The sequence below is a fragment of the Acinetobacter sp. ACZLY 512 genome (assembly GCF_023614015.1).
Lineage (GTDB): Bacteria > Pseudomonadota > Gammaproteobacteria > Pseudomonadales > Moraxellaceae > Acinetobacter > Acinetobacter soli.
In genome coordinates, this window is the sequence record NZ_JAKIVI010000015.1 from 64,813 (window position 1) to 82,229 (window position 17,417).

The 17,417-nt window shown below is 43.5% G+C and carries 17 protein-coding genes; 9 read left to right on the forward strand and 8 right to left on the reverse strand.

Features of this window, described 5'->3' with window-relative positions; all coding sequences use genetic code 11:
* Nucleotides 1–11 precede the first annotated feature (11 nt).
* The 4 genes from L2096_RS14425 to L2096_RS14440 all read right to left on the reverse strand — a co-directional run bounded on the left by L2096_RS14425 (nucleotide 12) and on the right by L2096_RS14440 (nucleotide 4,912).
* Nucleotides 12–1,433: a phosphomannomutase/phosphoglucomutase gene (locus L2096_RS14425; protein ID WP_250365720.1), complete on the reverse strand. Its 1,422-nt coding sequence runs from the start codon at nucleotides 1,431–1,433 to the stop codon at nucleotides 12–14.
* Nucleotides 1,434–1,619: 186 nt separating this feature from the next.
* Nucleotides 1,620–2,072, reverse strand: coding sequence for a dUTP diphosphatase (gene dut, locus L2096_RS14430; protein WP_004935452.1), 453 nt, complete (start codon nucleotides 2,070–2,072; stop codon nucleotides 1,620–1,622).
* A 21-nt stretch (nucleotides 2,073–2,093) separates the two neighbouring features.
* A complete protein-coding gene (locus L2096_RS14435; protein WP_250365721.1) occupies nucleotides 2,094–4,133 on the reverse strand; it encodes a UvrD-helicase domain-containing protein in 2,040 nt (679 codons plus the stop codon).
* A gap of 125 nt (nucleotides 4,134–4,258) precedes the next feature.
* Complete coding sequence (locus L2096_RS14440) at nucleotides 4,259–4,912, reverse strand: YiaD family glycine zipper/OmpA-like lipoprotein (RefSeq protein ID WP_004935445.1); 654 nt, start codon at nucleotides 4,910–4,912, stop codon at nucleotides 4,259–4,261.
* Between the two features lie 244 nt (nucleotides 4,913–5,156).
* Here L2096_RS14440 and yihG point away from each other — a divergent pair, with 244 nt between their 5' ends.
* The 6 genes from yihG (at nucleotide 5,157) to L2096_RS14470 (ending at nucleotide 9,673) form a co-directional block, all read left to right on the forward strand.
* Nucleotides 5,157–6,083, forward strand: a complete 927-nt coding sequence (gene yihG / locus L2096_RS14445) for a 1-acylglycerol-3-phosphate O-acyltransferase, YihG family (protein WP_025096197.1) — start codon at nucleotides 5,157–5,159, stop codon at nucleotides 6,081–6,083.
* A gap of 13 nt (nucleotides 6,084–6,096) precedes the next feature.
* On the forward strand, nucleotides 6,097–7,146 hold the full coding sequence (locus L2096_RS14450; RefSeq protein WP_250365722.1) for a preprotein translocase subunit SecA: 1,050 nt from the start codon (nucleotides 6,097–6,099) through the stop codon (nucleotides 7,144–7,146).
* A 122-nt stretch (nucleotides 7,147–7,268) separates the two neighbouring features.
* On the forward strand, nucleotides 7,269–7,988 hold the full coding sequence (gene minC, locus L2096_RS14455) for a septum site-determining protein MinC (RefSeq protein WP_004945850.1): 720 nt from the start codon (nucleotides 7,269–7,271) through the stop codon (nucleotides 7,986–7,988).
* 65 nt (nucleotides 7,989–8,053) lie between these two features.
* Nucleotides 8,054–8,866, forward strand: coding sequence for a septum site-determining protein MinD (minD, locus tag L2096_RS14460; RefSeq protein ID WP_004935432.1), 813 nt, complete (start codon nucleotides 8,054–8,056; stop codon nucleotides 8,864–8,866).
* 2 nt (nucleotides 8,867–8,868) lie between these two features.
* Complete coding sequence (gene minE, locus L2096_RS14465) at nucleotides 8,869–9,141, forward strand: cell division topological specificity factor MinE (RefSeq protein ID WP_004935430.1); 273 nt, start codon at nucleotides 8,869–8,871, stop codon at nucleotides 9,139–9,141.
* Nucleotides 9,142–9,385: 244 nt separating this feature from the next.
* The gene (locus tag L2096_RS14470; RefSeq protein WP_004935429.1) at nucleotides 9,386–9,673 is read left to right on the forward strand and encodes a PA4642 family protein; all 288 of its coding nucleotides are present in this window, start codon (nucleotides 9,386–9,388) and stop codon (nucleotides 9,671–9,673) included.
* A 47-nt stretch (nucleotides 9,674–9,720) separates the two neighbouring features.
* Here the strand turns inward: L2096_RS14470 and L2096_RS14475 are convergent, their stop codons facing one another.
* On the reverse strand, nucleotides 9,721–12,735 hold the full coding sequence (locus L2096_RS14475) for a DNA translocase FtsK (RefSeq protein ID WP_250365723.1): 3,015 nt from the start codon (nucleotides 12,733–12,735) through the stop codon (nucleotides 9,721–9,723).
* A gap of 263 nt (nucleotides 12,736–12,998) precedes the next feature.
* On the opposite strand from L2096_RS14475, the gene trxB reads away from it, so the two are divergent.
* The 3 genes from trxB to L2096_RS14490 all read left to right on the forward strand — a co-directional run bounded on the left by trxB (nucleotide 12,999) and on the right by L2096_RS14490 (nucleotide 15,584).
* Complete coding sequence (trxB, locus tag L2096_RS14480) at nucleotides 12,999–13,946, forward strand: thioredoxin-disulfide reductase (RefSeq protein WP_004935423.1); 948 nt, start codon at nucleotides 12,999–13,001, stop codon at nucleotides 13,944–13,946.
* A 74-nt stretch (nucleotides 13,947–14,020) separates the two neighbouring features.
* Entirely contained in the window at nucleotides 14,021–14,746 is a 726-nt protein-coding gene (aat, locus tag L2096_RS14485; protein WP_151815661.1) for a leucyl/phenylalanyl-tRNA--protein transferase, read from the forward strand.
* Nucleotides 14,747–14,768: 22 nt separating this feature from the next.
* A complete protein-coding gene (locus L2096_RS14490; protein ID WP_004935419.1) occupies nucleotides 14,769–15,584 on the forward strand; it encodes an arginyltransferase in 816 nt (271 codons plus the stop codon).
* A gap of 7 nt (nucleotides 15,585–15,591) precedes the next feature.
* On the opposite strand, the gene rimI is transcribed toward L2096_RS14490, so the two are convergent.
* The 3 genes from rimI to L2096_RS14505 all read right to left on the reverse strand — a co-directional run.
* A complete protein-coding gene (gene rimI / locus L2096_RS14495; RefSeq protein WP_039910016.1) occupies nucleotides 15,592–16,050 on the reverse strand; it encodes a ribosomal protein S18-alanine N-acetyltransferase in 459 nt (152 codons plus the stop codon).
* A gap of 109 nt (nucleotides 16,051–16,159) precedes the next feature.
* On the reverse strand, nucleotides 16,160–17,041 hold the full coding sequence (locus tag L2096_RS14500) for a metal-dependent hydrolase (RefSeq protein ID WP_250365724.1): 882 nt from the start codon (nucleotides 17,039–17,041) through the stop codon (nucleotides 16,160–16,162).
* A gap of 268 nt (nucleotides 17,042–17,309) precedes the next feature.
* Nucleotides 17,310–17,417: EF-Tu C-terminal domain-related protein (locus L2096_RS14505; RefSeq protein WP_079275949.1), on the reverse strand; the 108-nt coding region annotated here is incomplete at its 5' end.

Consider the following 17,417-nt stretch of genomic DNA (forward strand, 5'->3'; position numbering starts at 1 on the left):
CCTCTCCTTAATTAGGCCTGTGAAAGATCATGTGCAAGTTTAGGGTATTTTTTTTGCAACATGGTCACGAATATCTGTTTAATCTCTGCCAATCGTTGTGGTGTTTCTGCATCAAAACGCGCAGTGAAGTACTCTCCGGTATTCGATGCACGTAAAATGCCAAATCCATCGTGAAAATCGAGACGTATCCCATCGGTACGACTCAGTAGTGCCTGAAAGGTCTGCCCTTGTGCTTCAATATCCTGCAATACATGCACAGGATTTGCTTCATAAGTATTGATGTACAGATCTTCTGTGCTACAACGCTCAGGATAGACCGCCAGTAAGCTCGATAACGACTGTGTCGGATGTGCCGCCATGTATTCAAGTAAACGTAATGCCGCGTATGGGCCATCATCGAAGCCATAGCCTCGGCCATCATTAAATACATAATGACCTGCGTATTCACCCCCAAAAATCGCCTGTCCAGCCGATTTTGCCAAATATTGACGCAAAAAAGTGCTACCAGTTCGAATCATGGTGGGCTGCCCGCCACAGGCCAAAATGGTATTGCGGACCATGGTCGAGCATTTCACATCAAAAACCACTTCATGCGCTGGCTGTGCAGCCAGACACAGTTGACTAAATAGTGAAATTAAACGATCTGCACTGATAATCGTGGCATGCTCATCGACCACGACCAAACGATCACCATCGCCATCAAGTGCAATACCCAAATCGGCCTGCTCTGCCAAGACGTACTGACGAAGTGTCTGCAGATGTAGCGCCTGTGAAGGATCTGGCGCATGATCTGGAAAATGACCATTGGGCTCACAGCGAATTGCGATAACCTCACATCCCAAACGTTCCAGTAAGCGACGCGTTCCTTCACCTGCCGAACCATGTAAGCCGTCTAATACAATTTTAAAGCGATGATTCAGCTGAATATCTTGAACGAGTGCATCTTCATAACGGTCGAAATAGGCATTTTCTTGATGTACTACAGTCGATTGGAGATGTAAGTAAGGACTTAAATCAACACGAATTTGAGAGGCATACCATCCCACTTGCTGAATGATCTCGGGACTTGGTGGTTGATTTCCCATCACCCATTTAATGCCATTGTCTGTCTTAGGATTATGACTGGCCGTAATCATGATGCCGTTGCCATCATGTGATCGTGCAGTAAAGTACATGAGGGGTGTTGAACAGCAACCAATATTGGTTACACAAAGTCCGTGTTCACCCAAGACTGCTTGAACCAGCGCAGCATAATAAGGACCGGTCAAACGGGCATCATAGCCGAGCACAAGCTTTGTATGACCCGCAGCGAGGTATTGCTGTGCCAGTCCGTGTGCAATGGCCACGATGCGCTCCGGTGTCAGCACATTGAGCTTTCCCCGAATATCATAGGCACGAAAAATCTGAAACGGAAAAGTCTGCTTTATATCCATAAGTCTGTTCTTCTTATGCCTATGTTAGCAAAACGGGAAAAATTGAAAAAAATTTAGGTACAATGACAAAATAAAGACGCCAAAATAAAAAATCAGATCGATAACCCGATATTATTAATATAATTTTTTGTAACATTCAATTATAAATAAATAAATGCCTGTTTACACAGGCATTTATTAGAAAAATTACTGCTTTCCAGTGTGTCCAAAACCGCCTGCACCGCGGTCTGTTGCGACAAAATCTTCGACCTGTTCAAACTCGGCCTGCACCACAGGAACCAGCACGTATTGTGCTAGACGCTCACCCGGCTCTAAACGAAATGTGGTTTGACCACGATTCCATACCGAAATCATCAGCTCGCCCTGATAGTCTGAATCGATCAAGCCCACCAAGTTTCCAAGCACAATCCCGTGTTTGTGTCCTAAACCTGAACGCGGCAAAATCATGCCTGCGAATTGGGTATCCTGAATGTAAATCGCCATACCGGTTTTCACCAGTACCGTTTGCCCTGGTTCAATCTCAATGGCATCATCTAAACAAGCACGCAAATCCAGTCCAGCAGATCCTGCTGTTGCATACGTTGGCAATGGCCATTCTTTTCCTACACGAGGATCCAGTAATTTGACTTGGACTTTCATCATCATTCCTAAGTTGTTGCATTAACGTTTTAATAAAGCTTTTAAATTGGCCAGATATTGCTGTGCCTGCTCTTTCGGATCGACATTGGCTGCAAGTTTTTTCTTACGACCGAGCCATTCAAGTTCATCTTGTGGCAATTCATCCAAAAAGCGGCTCGGTGTCATTTGTTTCATCTGACCGCCATTTTTACGCTGTTCGGCCAAGGTCAGGGTAAGGCCTTGTCGTGCGCGAGTAATTCCCACATACATCAAACGGCGTTCTTCTTCGATAGTATCGGCAGCAATCGAGTTTTTATGCGGCAGCAGTTCTTCTTCCAGCCCCATAATGTACACAAATGGAAACTCAAGACCTTTGGCAGCGTGTAGGGTCAGCAAATTGACCTTGTCGGTATCTTCCTCTTCTTGCTGCTGTTCGAGCAGATCGAGTAGCACCAATTTTCGGATCACACTTTCAATGTTTTTATCATCTACATCGTCGGTACGATTCAGTAGATTTTGGATACTGTTATACAGACTTTCGATGTTGTCGAGCTTGCTTTTTTCTTGCGCAGGCGTTGCCGCTTGCTCACGAATATAGTCGATATAGCCTGCCTCATTCATCATCTGGCGGACTTTAGGCACAGGTTCATCGTCATCGAGTAATTCTCGCGTAAAGGTCTGCACAAAGTCTGCAAATTCATGCAACTGTGTCATGGCCTTTTTCGGTAGCACCATGCTTAAGCGCTGATCCGATGACGCGCCCAAAAGGGACAAGTGATTTTCCTGCGCAAACAGTCCGAGTTTTTCAAGGGTGACTGGTCCGATCGCACGCTTAGGCGTATTGATAATACGTAAAAAAGCACTGTCATCTTCTGGGTTAATAATCAAACGCAAATAACTCATGACATCTTTAATTTCAGCGCGGGCAAAGAACGATTGTCCACCCGAAAGCTTATAGGGAATCTGCATCTGGCGTAACTGGGTTTCCAAAATACGCGCCTGAAAGTTACCGCGATACAAAACCGCATAATCTTTCCAGTTTTTTCCGTTCATGAGCTTATGCGTCATCAGGTCTTTCACCACACGCTCGGCCTCATCGTCATCATTACGGCAGGTAATGATCCGGATGACCTCTCCATGACCTTTATCGCTCCACAGTTTTTTATCAAAAATATGTGGATTATGTTCAATTACGGCATTGGCCGCTTTTAAGATCCGGCTGGTCGATCGGTAGTTTTGTTCAAGCTTAATCACTTTAAGATTTGGAAAATCTTCTTTAAGTAAGGCCATGTTTTCCGGCTTGGCACCCCGCCATGCATAAATCGACTGGTCATCATCACCAACCGCAGTAAACTGCCCCATCACCCCCACTAAAAGCTTGACCAGAATATACTGGGCGGTGTTGGTATCTTGGTATTCATCGACCAGCAAATAACGGGTCCGGTTTTGCCATTTGTCACGTACTTCGGCATTTTCTTGCAATAGACGTGTTGGCAATACAATCAAATCATCAAAATCTACTGCGTTGTAGGCACGCAGATTTCGCTCATACAACTGGTATAAGTGCGCAAACTGAACATCTTCTGTCGTTTCACAGGTACTGTGTGCCTGCTCTGGCACAATCAGATCATTTTTCCAGTCAGAAATCTTTTTCATGGCCTTGGCAATGAGTTCTTTGCTTTCGGCGCCCGATAAATTATCACGATGCATTAAATCCATCAGAATTCGTTTGCAATCGTCGGCATCTAAAATTGAAAAGTTATTTTTTAGCGGCGTATGCTTCAGCTCAATGCGTAATAAATTCAAACCAAAGGTATGGAATGTCGAAACAGATAGACCTTTGGCTTCTTCACGTGACAATAACTGCGTCACACGCTCTTTCATTTCACGCGCCGCTTTGTTGGTAAAGGTCATCGCTGTAATACGATGTGCAGGAATGCGACACTGTTTAACCAGATAGGCGATTTTTTGCGTAATCACCGATGTTTTGCCCGAACCCGCTCCTGCAAGCACTAACAACGGTCCTTGAGTATATTTCATGGCTTCTTGTTGTTTGTCATTTAAATGACTGGCTGCAGACATATGTATTCCCCTGATGATTCCGAGCGTGATTATAGACATCTATTGCGCCAATGCCCATCGTAATGAAACGGATTTTAACCATAAAAAAACCACCCGAAGGTGGTTTTTACATATCCGTGCGACGATTATTGACGCTCGTAAATGCTAATTTCAACACGGCGGTTCTGCTCACGCCCTTGTGCAGTTGCGTTTGACGCGATTGGGTTAGATGAACCATAACCTTGTGCATTGATACGTGCAGAAGATACACCTTGACCGCTCAAGTAGTTAGCAACAGACTGTGCACGCGCTTGTGACAATGGAATGTTGATCGAATCGTTACCAGTATTATCGGTATAACCTGTAACCAAAATCGCACTACGGTTATCTTCAGACAAAGTTTGCGCAACTTTGTTCAAAGTTGAGTAGAAGTTCGGTTTGATGTTTGACTTGTTGGTGTCAAATGTAATGTTGCCCGGCATTACCAAGCCGACAGAACCATCTGGGTTACGGTTAACTTCTACACCAGTACCCGCCATTTGTTGACGTAATTTTTTCTCTTTTTGGTCGAGGTACAAGCCACTTGCACCACCAAGAATCGCACCAATTGCAGCAGCACGGTTATTTTGACGGCTAGAGTTTGCATTGGATTTAGAAATACCATAACCTGCCGCAGCACCGATGAGTGTACCTAGGGCAGCTTTATCGTATTCTACGCCACCAAGATTGTTTCCAGTTGTTTGGCAACCTGCAAGTGCTACCGCCGCCCCAACTACAGTTGTAATAACTAGTGCACGCATTGCATGCCTCCTCGTTTGTCTTGTTGTCTGTGAAAATGATGAAATAAAAAAGCCACTTAGACCATTGATATTTTGTTAAGAATATCGCTTTTATTTACATTTTGTAATATTTAATACCCAATTAATTGTGCAGTTCATCACATTTTATTCATTCTTTATCGGGATGCCTTTTTTATTTTTAGCACTCGGTCTATATTGATCACACCCTCATACCCTTAGAAATTGGATCGTCAGGACTTTTCATATGTCTACGCAAGCAAACAAGCAATCGGCGCTAAAAAAAATTACACGCGGGCTGACTGTAGGCAGTGTCATTACAGGAAGTACGTTTTTACATGGCCCACCCGTACTGGCGCTGGGCCTCACCAAACTGTTCAAAAAATCGCGGGTGGTGGATCAAACCAATATCCAGATCACCAACAGCTGGTTAAATGTTAATAACTGGTTGATCGACCATGTTTTGCCACATTTAGAATGGGATATCACTATCGATGAAGCCCTCGACTTAAGCATGCAAGGTCGTTATCTCATGACCTGTAATCATCAAAGCTGGGTCGATACCACGGTCAATCAGTACTTTGGACTGACACGTATGCCGTTGACGCGTTTTTTTACCAAATGGGAGCTTATTTTTATTCCCTTTGTGGGACAAGCCTTCAAGATTTTAGGCTTCCCAATGATGAAACGTCATACCAAAGAACAAATCCAGAAAAATCCCGAGCTCAAAACTCGTGATCTTGAAGAAGCACGTCAAGCCTGCGAACAGTTGCTAAGCCAGCCATTTACCTTATTGAACTATTTAGAGGGCACTCGCTTCACCCCAGAAAAACATGATCAGCAAGGCTCACCTTATCAGCATTTACTCAAACCTAAAGCGGGTGGACTGGCCTTGGCGCTGAATATTCTGGGCGATAAAATCGATGCTTTGGTCGACATGACCATTGTGTACCCAGACGGTATACCCGGCTACGGCGATTTCTGGCTAGGTGATGTATCCAAAATTGCGGTGAATTTACGCAAAATTGAACTGCCAGACTGGGTATTGGGCGGAGATTACGAAGATGACGAAGTCTATCGTAAACGTTTTCAAGACTGGGTAGATCAGCTCTGGACTGAAAAGGATCAGTTGATCACCGAAATGAAAGCCAAATACTCCAATAGCTCTACTTAAGATGTAACGCCACATGAAGCAAAAAAGTTCAGACCTTAAAAATAAATACCAGCATCTAAAGCCCGGCAGTTTGTCCTTCAAGCTGTTTTTGCTTTACGATATTTTTATGGTGTTTATCATTGTGTTTAACCTTTTTTGCTTAGGCGCCAATTACTTTTTGATGAGCAGCATTGGCGAGTGGCTGTTTCAGCAAATTCACCTTGAAACATTATTAACATTTTACCGCGCTGAACTGCACCCTTGGGTGATTGTCAGCGAAGCGTGGTTTATTGGCTTTTTAATTGTGGAACTGCTGATTCGCTGGGCAATTGCAGTGGTGTACAAACATCATCAGCGCTGGTTTTTCTTTCCATTTATTCACTGGTACGAAATTTTAGCGATTTTGCCGCAATTACGTTTTTTACGTTTGTTTCGCGCGGGAATCATTGGCTATCGACTCTATGAAATGGGCTATCAAGTCATACCAAGTAGTTGGCTGAAACGCGGTCGTTTTTATTATCAAGTTGTGATGGAAGAACTCTCCGATCGAGTGGTCATCACGGTACTCGATGGTGTTAAGCAAGAGCTTGAAACCAGCTCGACCCATAAAAAGATTTTACATGACCTGATTGATCATCATCGGGCACTATTTGCGCAGACCTTTGCCGAAATTTTGCAAGACTCATTGGCAGAGGCTTTAAAAACCCAGCAACCGATCATGGCTGAGCGTGTGGGTAAAATTGTTAATCAGGCGATTGAAGATACACCCGAGCTAACCCAACTGCTTCGACTCATTCCGATTGTAGGTGGGCGCATTGAATCGCAAATTCAGAGCATTGGTCAGCGTTTGGGCGAAAATATTACATCGGGATTGATTGTTCCATTTGTTGAAGGCTCTGTAGCGCAGCCCAATGCCAATTATCAGTTAATATCGAAACGGCTTAGTGAAGTGAATATTGATAACCAAAAACTTGAACAACTGGTCGAATCAATTGTATTTGAAAGTCTGGAATCTATTCGTAAACAAGTTAAAGTGAAACATTGGCAGCAAGTACTTAAACAACACGATCAAGCCAAAGAATAAGCATATCGATAAAATATTTAGGCTAGTCCCTAGAGAATTCGGATAATTTGTTCTAGGATTTGATCTATTTACTCACCCAACTTCAGGGCCAGTGGCACGTCAGAAGTTCTCAAGGAATCATTATGGCTGATATACGGATTACAGGAAGAATGGTTAATTTTACCCGATTAACCTTCGATACCAATGATCATGATGTCATCCGGCAACAACTTACCGCAATTTTAAATGAAGATGCCTATCAAGGCACATTGGTTATTCTTGACAGTACGGTAGAACAAGAACTGATTGCACTGATTCAGTTGCTGATTAGTCTGGGTTTACAGCCAATGGCCGTGATAGATGGCCTATTGAGCGATGAGGCCAAATCGATTCAGTTTCCTGTGATGCCAGCCGACCAACCTTTACAGCGGATTAAGGCCACGAAAGAAGAAGTTGTGGTCCAGTCAGCCAAAGTGACAGAGAAAAATGCTGAAACAAAAACACCAACAACGAAAACAGCGATTTCGCACAAAACATCTTACCATGACGAAATTTTGCGAACCGGACAATGTCTGGTACAAGATCATGGCGACATTATTTTAAATGCAGGAATGAACAGCGGTTCTGAAGTGATTGCTTCAGGCAACATTCACATCTATGGAAATGTGCGTGGCCGCATTATGGCGGGTGCAGGTGGAAACCCTGCTGCTCGCATCTTTTGTCATGCCCTTGAAGCCGAACTTGTTTCAATTGCAGGCACGTATTGTGTTGCAGAAGACATCCCTAAAGATGTATTAAAGAAATCTGTACATATATATTTAAACGATAAGCAAGAACTTGAATTTCGGGCTTTGGAATTTTAAGGTATAAATTAAGCACCAAATAGGCCCATAAGATCGGGCGTATGACCATAATAGGAGTGGATTCGGTGGCCAAAATTGTTGTCGTAACATCAGGCAAAGGTGGTGTAGGTAAAACTACAACAAGTGCATCTTTTGCAACAGGTTTAGCCCTACGTGGTCATAAAACTGTTGTGATTGATTTTGACGTAGGTTTACGTAATCTTGATTTGATCATGGGGTGTGAGCGTCGAGTTGTCTATGACTTTGTGAATGTCATCAACAATGAAGCACGTTTGCAACAAGCGCTGATTCGTGACAAAGATATTGAAAATCTTTATATTTTGCCAGCTTCACAAACACGCGACAAAGACGCCTTGACTGACGACGGTGTGGCTCGTGTTATTGAAGAATTATCACAAGAATTTGATTATATTATTTGTGACTCACCTGCGGGTATCGAGCGTGGCGCAATTTTAGCCATGTATCATGCAGATGAAGCGATTATTGTGACCAATCCAGAAATTTCATCGGTACGTGACTCTGACCGTATTATTGGAATGCTGGACAGCAAAACAAAAAAAGTCGAACAGAACGAAGGGCGTATTCGTAAGCACTTGTGTATCACACGTTTTAATCCAGAACGTGCAGATCGCCAAGAAATGCTGACGATTGATGATATCTCAAAGGATATCTTACGTATTCCAACCTTAGGGGTTATTCCTGAGTGCCCGGGTGTTTTACAAGCTTCAAACGAAGGTAAACCGGTCATTTTGTATTCTGAAACCAAATCAGGCCAATCATATGATGACTTGGTTGCACGTTTTTTAGGTGAAGAACGCCCTTATCGACACATTACAGTACAACCAAAAAGCTGGTTGGCTCGACTATTTGGAGCATAACGATGGCAGGATTTTGGAGTAAACTGTTCGGAACTGACGAGAGACCATCAAGCGCACAAACTGCCAAAGATCGTTTGAAAGTAATTGTTGCCTCTGAACAGGGCTTGGGACGACGTTTGAGTCAAGACAAAATTGATCAAATGAAAAAAGAGATCATGCAAGTGGTCAGTCGTTATGTACGTGGTGTGGGTGAAGACCATATTCAAATGCAGGTACGTTCAGAAGCAAATATTGAAATGCTTGAAATGAATATCAATTTACCTGAAGAACGATAATTTCATTACTGATTGGTCAATCACCCAGAAATTAAGGCAAAATATGAGACTGGATCAGCAAAGCAACGCTTTGCCCAGTCGCAAGACGAGAAGCTGTGCTTCGAGTGGACTGGAGCGAGTATCTTTGCCCAGTCGCAAGACGAGAAGCTGTGCTTCGAGTGGACTTGAACAACGGTGCGTCTCGTTAAAATATTCAAAATATCCTGTCTCAAATTTTGCTTTTAAAGTGTAAGAGGAGCGTGTTATGGCATTATCACAGCCAGCAACTTTCAATGAAGAATGGTCAGATGAACGTGTTTTTGCCTACCTTAACCAACTTCCTCCAGACGGTGTAAATGCCGATTTTCATGTGTTGTATCATGCATTTAAACACATGCGTCCAAACGACTATGAGCGTCTTTTGACTCAGTTTGTTGCCGATGGCCGTGATGTAAACGCGACCAATCCTGAAGGTCAGCGTATTCATGATGTGATTGCTGAATTTCCGCGTCAGCGCGAGCCTTTTTTAGAAGTGCTAGCAAAGTTTGCATAAGTGCTAAAAAAACCTGCTTGATGCAGGTTTTTTTATGATGGTTGAGTTTAGACCAATATTTCTCGTTTACCGTTGGCGCCCATGGCACTTACGATGCCATTTTCTTCCATCTGATCAATGATTCGAGCTGCTCGGTTGTAACCCAAACTAAATTTACGCTGTAAGGATGACGTCGATGCCTTACGGGTTTCCAAAACAAATGCCACACATTGATCATAGAGCATATCTCGATCAGATCCCCCTTCTCCACCATCTTCAAAACCACGTGCGCTTGGCTCTTCATCAAACGGTGTTAAAATTTCATCGACATAATTCGGGGCACCGCGTTCGCGCCATGCATCACAAATCCGATTCACTTCATCATCGCTAATAAAGGCACCATGTACACGCTCAGGCTCGATTTTTCCAGGCCCAAGAAATAACATATCACCATGACCTAACAGATCTTCTGCACCACCCGCATCCAAAATCGTTCGTGAGTCAATTTTACTGTTAACCCGCAGTGCAACGCGTGTAGGAATATTGGCTTTGATTAATCCCGTAATAACGTCTACAGAAGGACGCTGAGTCGCCAATAGCAGATGAATGCCGGCAGCACGAGATTTTTGCGCCAGTCGGGTAATCATTTCTTCGGCTTTTTTACCTACTTGCATAATCATGTCGGCAAACTCATCTGCCACAATCACAATTGAAGGTAAAGGTTGTAAGCGTGGGGCACGTTCTTGGGTGGCCGAATCACTTGGCTTCCACGTTGGATCAATCAAATCTTCACCGTTAGCAATAGCTTCTTCAACCTTACGGTTATAGTCTGCCAGTTTACGGATCTTTAAAAATGACATCAGCTTGTAACGGCGTTCCATTTCATTGACACACCAGTTAAGTGCACTCACCGCGTCTTTCATGTCTGTGACCACTGGGGTAAGCAAGTGTGGAATATCGTTGTAATTGGCCAATTCAAGCTGTTTCGGGTCAATCAGAATGAGGCGAAGCTGATCTGGGGTATATTTGAGCAGCATTGATAAAATCATGGAGTTGACTGCGACCGACTTACCCGAACCAGTCGTTCCTGCTACCAGCATGTGCGGTGCTTTACCCAAATCGGTAATGACAGGATTACCTGAAATATCTTTACCCATGGCCATCGAGAGTAAGCCGCCAGGGTCTTTAAATGACGGTGTCTCAAGCAGCTCGATCAAGCGCACCATTTCACGCGCGCTGTTTGGTACTTCAATACCGATATAAGGCTTGCCGGGAATGACTTCAACCACACGTACCGATGCCATCGACATCGAGCGGGCCAAGTCACGTGAAATATTGGTAACTTTAGATGCTTTCACACCGGGCGCCAGATCAAGCTCAAATCGTGTAACCACTGGGCCAGGCTGAGCCTCGACCACTTTGGCCTTCACATTAAATTCTTGTAACTTGATTTCAAGCAGTTCAGATAAACGTTCGAGCTGCTCGACAGTGAAGTTGACCTTCTTATTCGGATCAACTTTGTCTAGCAAATCAAAGCCCGGTAACGTTGGTAAATCACGACGCTTTTGTGCCACCTGCATTGCACGTGAGATCGGTCTTCCCGAAGCATCTGTGAGTGGGGCGTCAAAATCAAACTCATCTTCTACCGGCTTACCTGCGGTTTCCTGCCAAGCTTCAATGAAGGCTTCTTTTGAAAGTGCGGCCTGCTCGCTTTCTGGCGCTACTGCTTTGGCAACAGGCGCTTGTTTGAGTGGCTCTGGCGCTCTGATTTCTTCTTCAGTCAAAAGATCAGACTGCTCTTCTGGTTCATACGCCGCATATCGATTTTGAGGCTGATGCGTTGTAGATGACGCTTTAAGCGTCTGCTCGACTTGTTCGATCAAATGATCAGTCTCTGAACGCGTAGTTGGCTGCGCTTGCGAGACAAATGGCGTGTGAATGTCAGACCCCGATTGATTCGGCATAGCGGCCAGTAATTCATCAAAAATCTGATCGTCATTCCAGTTCAGTTTATCTTTATTTAAAGGATTTGACTGATCATGAGCTGAGGCTGAATCTGTGTGTGCACGCTGAGCTTGTGCATTTAATTGTCCATGTTCATCATCTGCGGCACGAAGTAATGCATCGATTTCCTGTTTGTGAGTCAGATCATCAGATTGCAGCGCTTTCCATACCTCTCCGGTCGGTACCAAACGCTTTGATTCACTTTCAAGCCGATGTGCCTTTTCAAGCGCTTTCTCAAATTCCTGATCATCTACAGGTAATGGATCTTGATATTGCTGCTGGGCACGCTGTTCTTTCGCAACGACATCTTGGAATAGTCGCTCAACCGTCTCGTCATCTGCCACATACTGATGGGTATGAGCCGCTGGTGCAACACTTGGCTTTTCTTGCTCTGGTTGAACCGCTTGTTCTGGTAAAGCAGAAGCGCTTTTAGATGCAGCACTGACCGATTGTGGCGCTTTCTTGGCTGATTGCTCCGTCAAATCATAGTCAGACTCATTCGGAGAGACGTTTTTATAAAATAGGTCTTGTAAATAAGCTGGTGTTGCTTTGAGTGTTGCCCATGTACGATTCCATTGAATGCCAAATGCCAAGGTGAGCAATAGCACCCAAAATACCAGCAAGAACAGCGTTGCACCATAAATAGTCAGGATACCGGACAGACTTTCACCCAGCTCATAGCCAATAATGCCTCCTGAGGCATTGGCTAAGGTATCTGCTGGTACATTCCAGTACAGATAAAGCAATGTAGAGGTGGCTAAGATAATAAAAAACTGCGCTGCATAGCGAAACGGTCGGTTTAGAAAACTGCGTGGCCACCAGACTTGAATGGCTTCAATAAACAAAAACAATGGAATCAGTAAACTCGCCCAGCCTAAAAAGCCAAACAGCAAATCAGCAATCCATGCACCGGCAACGCCGCTGGCATTCGAGACATTTTGAGTGTCGCTTGAAATATGCATCCAGCCGGGATCGAATGGGGTATATGTCACAGTCGCGACAAACAGATAAATCCCGAACGAAACCAAAAATAATGTAATTAATAAACGCTGTGCATAAACGCTCGACACCGCAGTCATATACTGTCCTGTAAAACCAGTTTGAATGAATTCATTTGTTCTTTCGTTGGCTCAAAACCGGCAACGAATTAATTCACATATTATGCACCTGTTCTGTAAAAAATGATGCATGATTGTTGAAGCTTGTTGTTAACATCTTTCAATAAAATCGTATATAGCTCAATTCGATTTAGTTGATCAATATTATCCACATCAAAACGACGCCATTTGGCTCAACTTTCACGTATAATTTCAAAAATTTCGATATTAATAAGGAACTCGTCATGAGCGCTCGTCACTCTCGACTTATTATTCTTGGTTCTGGTCCTGCAGGTTATAGCGCTGCAGTTTATGCTGCACGTGCCAATTTGAAGCCAACGCTGATTGCAGGCTTACAACTTGGTGGACAGTTGACTACAACAACTGAGGTAGATAACTGGCCTGGCGATCCTGAAGGTTTAACGGGGCCGGTATTGATGGAGCGTATGCAGGCGCATGCAGAACGTTTCGGTACCGACATTGTCTATGACCATATCAATGAAGTTGATTTAAATACCCGTCCGTTCGTTTTAAAAGGCGATATGGAAGAGTACACCTGTGATGCTTTAATTATTGCAACAGGCGCGACTGCACAATACCTCGGTCTAGAATCGGAAGCTGCATTTATGGGTCAGGGCGTAAGTGCCTGTGCAACCTGTGACGGTTTCTTCTACAAAGGTCAAAACGTGATGGTTGTAGGTGGTGGTAACACTGCTGTTGAAGAAGCACTCTACTTATCGAATATTGCAGCTCACGTCACACTGGTTCACCGTCGTAGTAGTCTTCGTTCAGAAAAGATCTTGCAAGATCATCTGTTTGAAAAAGAGAAAGAAGGCAAAATCAGCATTATCTGGAACCATCAAGTCGATGAAGTTTTGGGTGATAATACGGGCGTTACAGGCGTACGCTTAAAATCGACTCAAGACGAAAGCACACAAACTGTTGATGTACAAGGCTTATTCGTTGCAATTGGTCACAAGCCAAATACAGGCATGTTTGAAGGTCAGCTTGAGCTACGTGATGGCTATATTCAAGTCCAAAGCGGTACGCAAGGTAATGCAACTGCAACTTCAGTTCCGGGTGTTTTTGCGGCAGGTGACGTTGCAGATAACATTTACCGTCAAGCGATTACTTCGGCGGGTTCGGGCTGTATGGCTGCACTTGATGCAGACAAATACTTAGAAAACATCTAAGTCACACAGCAGTTCTCATCACATTAAAAGATCGGCTAAAATAAGGCCGATCTTTTTTTATTCTCTCTCCCTTCATGATTTTACCTTCGATGTATGTGTTTCCCGATCCAGTTGAAGCCGACCCAGAGGGTCAAGGGTTGATTTGCATCGGGGCAGATTTAGAACCTTCAACACTTTTTGAAGCCTACACACATGGATTATTTCCTTGGTTTAATGAAGGTGATCCGATCTGTTGGTGGAGCCCCAACCCGCGTTGCGTCATCTATCCCGAGCAATATCACCCGAGTAAAACACTTATTCGGAGTATGAAAAAATACGATTATCAAGTGACCATTAATCGTGCCTTTGAGCAAGTGGTTCGTGCTTGCGCCCTGCCCCGCAATTATACCAATGACACCTGGATTTCAGAAGATATCGTACAAGGCTACGTCGAACTGTTTAAAGCAGGCTACGGCTATAGCGTCGAAGTTTGGCAAGAAGATCAATTAGTAGGCGGATTATATGGTGTGAGTATTGGTAAAGGCTGCTTTGGAGAATCAATGTTTAGTACACGTACCGATGCCTCCAAAATGGCATTTTATACGCTCATGCTGATTGGGCAGGAACATCAAGTGCGCTGGATTGACTGTCAACTGGTCAATGACCATTTATTAAGCTTGGGTGCTTGTACACTTTCTCGTCAAGACTACTTAAAATCGTTACAAGATGTAATTATTGAGCCCCCTATCAATTGGAAAAAGTATTCAGAACGTGTATTTTCAAGTAAAAGAATTGCCCAAATTGCAAAACTAACCGAATGATAACAATGAGGGGACATACACGATGAAATCTTACCACCCAAAGTCCCTTCTTAATGACTTACAGTACTATATTACCCCGCCCCACGACTGTAGCTATCTAGACAACAAATCTGCGCGCATGGTGTTTCTCGATCCAATCCACCGGATTGACGTGGTGACGCTTTCTGAACTTTCACGCGTTGGTTTTCGTCGTAGCGGCGACTTTGTGTATCGTCCAGAATGCCATTTGTGCAGACAGTGCCTGTCTTGCCGCGTACCGGTCGACGAATTTGAAATGAACAGCATGCAGAAGAAAGCCTGGAAACGAAATCAGGATCTTCGCATGTCGATTGTGCCCACACATGCCGCCACAAATGTGCATTATGCCTTGTATGAGCGTTACATTAATGAACGCCATGCCGATGGCGATATGTTTCCACCGAGCCTAGATCAGTTTGAAAAGTTTCTGGTGCATAGTTGTACCGAAAGCTTCTTTTTAGAATTATGGAAAGATGATCGCTTGGTCTGCGTTTCAACATGTGATTTGATGGACGACGGATTATCTGCGGTTTATACCTTTTTTGATCCAGCCGAGCAGCGCCGATCTTTGGGTGTGTTTGCAATTCTTAAACAGCTCGAATATGTGCAATCGTTACAGCTCGATTATTTATATTTAGGTTACTGGGTGCCACATTCACAAAAGATGAATTACAAATCTCAGTATATTCCTCTCGAATTACTTTTAGACGGCCAATGGCGCCGCCTGAATCGCGCACTGTCGCAAGAAGAAATTGATCAACTGGGTGAGTCATTGATGACCATTTTACCTTCTGAATGGAACAGCTTACTGATTAAATAAGCACTGCTTACTTAAATAAATCGGCAAAATTATCACTGCATGCTTTCACCATAATGATGGCATGCTCACGTCCACCTTCTGGTCTTGGGTAATAATTGCGTCGTAAATCAATTTGGTGAAATCCAGATTTTTCATATAAACGAATTGCTGCTGCATTACTTTCGCGGACTTCTAGAAAAATTTGCACAGGTTGATTACTTAAAAGATTGATCGACGCATCGAGTAAGTCAAAGCCAAGCCCTCTGCCCTGTTGCCGAGGATCAATTGCCATCAATAACAAATTGGCTTCATCAAGAACAGGCTGCAAAATACAAAAGCCCGCCAATTTATTCTGTATTTCAATCACGGTACTTTGATATGAATCCACCGCTTCATAAAATTGCTGTGCTGACCATGGATGAGTTTGAACCAAGCGCTCAATCGCCACGATAGCTTCAACATCGTCATGTTGCATTTTACGAATCACGGGAGTTTGCATAATAAAGATTTAGATGAAGAGACTCGGGGCACAATCTTAACCAACAACTCGGCATAAAAAAAGGGCAATTGCTTGCCCACGGAGTTAACTTTAAATCTTATAAACCCAGTTTGGCTTTCCATGTTGCCAACAGGTTATTGGTATCTAAATCATTCGGATGAAACCCAGGCTTAAAGTACGCCAACATTTCATCTAACATGCCAGTAATAATACCTTTAGATGGACTATAGGCATACGTATAAATTGTGCCAAGCTCTTTCAGATTTAATTTACCATCTTCTTGTAAAAGCTTAACAACAAAATATGACTGAGTAATAAAAATAGCCAGCATAGAGACTACCAATGCCGTATTTCTAAGCGAATAAGCTTTTAAATCCCGACCAAAGATTCCTTCAAACACATCATAGGCTACGGCTTTATGCTCATTCTCTTCAATTGCATGCCAGTACCACATGGTCGACATCGTATCATCAGTCATAAGCGCTTGAATATGTGGGTTTCGTAATAATTGTGAGGCAATGGTCGCAGTAAAATGCTCAAGTGCTGTAGTGGCGGTTAAATCAACCATTTCTTGTGTCATACCAAACGGTTTGACCAGTTTTGCAAAAATTTTACGACCGGTCTGAATGACTTTTCCTGTTCTTTGCTCAAGGCTTGCCACATCGTGACCATATTTTTGTGCCGAGGCATTAAAGCCAACATGCTCTTGAGTATGCATGGCTTCTTGACCAATAAAGGCGCTGATTTCTTTTTGCAATGCATCGTTGTTTTTGATTGCAGGATGGTAGCGTACTGCACGAACCGAATCGATAAAAAACTTCTCACCATCCGGAAATAAAGCAGATAAAGCAGTCATAAAATGGGTCAGACCTGCAGAACCATTCATCCAATATTCGGGTACATCGTTAAAGTCAAAGTTCATACGACGAACTGGAAAACTTGCACCTGCACGGTTGGTAATATTCACTTTAGCGTTCATGCCAACGACTCCTCAAGGGTAAAAGACCCCTGCTTTCTTATTTAATTTCTTGATTAAGATCATACTTCTTTCATAAAAACGTGTAAGTGCAGTTTAGGACACAGAAATGTCAGTTAAGGACATGAGGAGAAAAAGACGTGATGAGTGAAACGGATTTTTCGACGCAAGAGAAAAAGATGTAATAGATAAAACGGATTTATTTAAATCTCGATGAATTGATGACATAAAAAAAGCGCCCCAGAGGAGCGCTTTTTTCACTGAATAGTGATTATGCAGTTACTTTCGCAACAACACCAGCACCTACAGTACGACCACCTTCACGGATCGCAAAACGTAGACCTGGGTCCATTGCGATTGGGTGGATCAATTCTACTGA